Source organism: Pseudomonas tehranensis (assembly GCF_014268615.1).
Lineage (GTDB): Bacteria > Pseudomonadota > Gammaproteobacteria > Pseudomonadales > Pseudomonadaceae > Aquipseudomonas > Aquipseudomonas tehranensis.
Genome location: NZ_JABWQV010000396.1, coordinates 1 through 2,904, shown reverse-complemented (window position 1 = coordinate 2,904; position 2,904 = coordinate 1). Strand labels below are relative to the sequence as shown.

Below are 2,904 nucleotides of genomic sequence, written 5' to 3'. Positions count from 1 at the left end.
AGCGGGAGCAAGCTCCCTCGCCACAGGGAATTCGTCCGCTTCAGAACTGCGCCACAGCTCGTCCAGAACTTTCGAGAAAAGTGGCACGAGGCTGCTACACTGCGCGACATTTTGTTTTGCAGGCCAGTCCCGTGACCACCATTGCCACCGCTTTTAATACTCTGCCGCTGTCCGCCGCCATGCTGGCTAACCTCGAATCCCTCGGTTATGCCCAGATGACGCCGATCCAGGCGCAGAGCTTGCCGGTGATCCTCAAGGGCATGGATCTGATCGCCCAGGCCAAGACCGGCAGCGGCAAGACCGCGGCCTTCGGCATTGGCCTGCTGAACCCGATCAACCCGCGCTTCTTCGGCTGCCAGGCACTGGTGATCTGCCCGACTCGTGAGCTGGCCGATCAGGTCGCCAAGGAAATTCGGCGCCTGGCCCGCGCCGAAGACAACATCAAGGTCCTGACCCTGTGTGGCGGCGTGTCGTTTGGCCCGCAGATCGCTTCCCTGGAGCACGGCGCCCACATCATCGTCGGCACGCCAGGGCGCATCCAGCAGCATCTGCGCAAGGGCTCTCTGGTGCTGGACGGCCTCAACACGCTGATCCTCGATGAAGCCGACCGCATGCTCGACATGGGCTTCTACGACGCCATCGAAGACATCATCCAGCAGACCCCGGAACGCCGTCAGACCTTGCTGTTCTCCGCCACCTACCCGGTGGGCATCAAGCAACTGTCGTCCAAGTTCATGCGCAACCCGCAGCAGGTCAAGGCCGAAGCCTTTCACTCCGACGCGCAGATCGAGCAGCGTTTCTATGAAATCTCCCCCGAGGAGCGCATGGACGCCGTGGTCAAGGTGCTGGCGCATTTCCGTCCGGCTTCCTGCGTGGCGTTCTGCTTCACCAAACAGCAAGTTCAGGAAACCGTCGACCACCTGACATCCAAAGGTATCTCGGCGGTCGGCCTGCATGGCGATCTGGAACAGCGCGACCGCGATCAGGTGCTGGCGATGTTCGCCAACCGCAGCACCTCGGTGCTGGTCGCCACCGATGTGGCGGCCCGTGGCCTGGACATCGACGCACTGGACATGGTGATCAACGTCGAACTGGCCCGTGACTCGGAAATTCACATTCACCGTGTCGGCCGCACCGGGCGTGCGGGTGAAAAAGGCATCGCCATCAGCCTGGTGGCGCCGTCCGAAGCCCACCGCGCCCAAGCGATCGAGCAGTTGCAGAAGTCGCCACTGAGCTGGGACCAGCTGGACAACCTCAAGCCCCAGGGCGGCGGCCCGCTGCTGCCGGCCATGAGTACCCTGTGCATTGGTGCCGGGCGCAAAGACAAAGTCCGCCCCGGCGACATCCTCGGCGCCCTCACCGGCGACGCCGGCATCCCCGGCGCCCAGGTCGGCAAGATCGCGATTTTCGACTTCCAGGCCTATGTTGCCGTGGAGCGCGGAATCGCCAAACAGGCCCTGCAACGCCTGAACGATGGCAAGATCAAGGGCCGCTCGTTGCGGGTGCGGATCCTGTAACTCCAACAGAGATCAAACTGTGGGAGCGAGCCTGCTCGCGATGACGGACTGTCAGACAACATCAATGTTGAATGTACCGGCCTCATCGCGAGCAGGCTCGCTCCCACAATGGGTTTTGTGGTGACATTTAGAGGGACACCGTTTTGCGCTCTACCGAAGTCGTGATCATTGGCGCTGGCGCCGCGGGGTTGATGTGCGCGCTGACCGCCGCAGGGCGCGGACGGCAGGTAATGTTGCTGGACCACGCCAACAAGGCCGGCAAGAAAATCCTCATGTCCGGCGGTGGGCGCTGCAATTTCACCAACATGTACACCGAACCGGGCAATTTTCTCTCGCAGAATCCGCACTTCTGCAAGTCAGCCCTGGCCCGCTACACCCAGTGGGATTTCATCGCTCTGGTGGCCAAGCACGGCGTGCCGTATCACGAGAAAAAACTCGGCCAGTTGTTCTGTGATAACAAGTCCAGCGACATCCTTGGCCTGCTGCTGGACGAATGCGACCAGGCCGGCGTCAACCTGCACCTGGACACCTCGATCGAGCGCATCGAGAAAACCGAAAGCGGCTACCTGCTGCAAACTACCCTCGGGGCCATCACCTGCCAATCCTTGGTGATTGCAACGGGCGGGCTGTCGATCCCGACGTTGGGCGCGACCGGTTTCGGTTATCAGGTGGCCAAACAGTTCGGCCACCAACTGCTGCCAACCCGTGCCGGGCTGGTGCCGTTCACCATCACCGACCAGCTCAAGGCGTTGTGCACCGAACTTTCGGGCACTTCAGTGGATTGCCTGGTGAGCTGCAACGAGCAGAGTTTTCGCGAGAACATCCTGTTTACCCACCGCGGCCTCAGCGGCCCGGCGATCCTGCAGATTTCCTCGTTCTGGGAACCGGGTGACACGGTGCAGATCAACCTGCTGCCCGACCATGACGTGCCGAGCTGGCTGCAACAGCAACAGGCCGAACGCCCCAACAGCGAACTGAAAACCCTGCTGGGCGAATTGTTCACCAAGAAGATGGCCACCCTGCTGGCCGACACCTGGTTCGTCTCCAAACCCATGAAGCAATACACCCACGCCGAACTGGCAGACATTGCCGAGAAACTGGCGAGCTGGAATGTCGTCCCGGCCGGCACCGAAGGCTACCGCACCGCCGAAGTGACCCTGGGCGGCGTCGATACCCGGGAAGTGTCCTCCAAGACCATGGAATCCCTGAAAAGCCCCGGGCTGTATTTCATTGGCGAAGTGCTGGACGTCACCGGACACCTGGGCGGCTTCAACTTCCAATGGGCCTGGGCGTCGGGTTATGCCGCCGCGCAATACGTCTGATTGAAGGGATACATAGAATCCAATGGGGATGATGATTCTGTGGGAGCGAGCCTGCTCGCGATGGC

General features: G+C 61.5%; 2 protein-coding genes. Both read left to right on the top strand.

The window, feature by feature from the left end:
* The first annotated feature begins 179 nt into the window (after nucleotides 1–179).
* Nucleotides 180–1,517, top strand: coding sequence for an ATP-dependent RNA helicase DbpA (gene dbpA, locus HU811_RS26330; protein WP_256244261.1), 1,338 nt, complete (start codon nucleotides 180–182; stop codon nucleotides 1,515–1,517).
* Nucleotides 1,518–1,660: 143 nt separating this feature from the next.
* Nucleotides 1,661–2,839: a BaiN/RdsA family NAD(P)/FAD-dependent oxidoreductase gene (locus tag HU811_RS26325; RefSeq protein WP_186658994.1), complete on the top strand. Its 1,179-nt coding sequence runs from the start codon at nucleotides 1,661–1,663 to the stop codon at nucleotides 2,837–2,839.
* Nucleotides 2,840–2,904 lie beyond the last annotated feature (65 nt).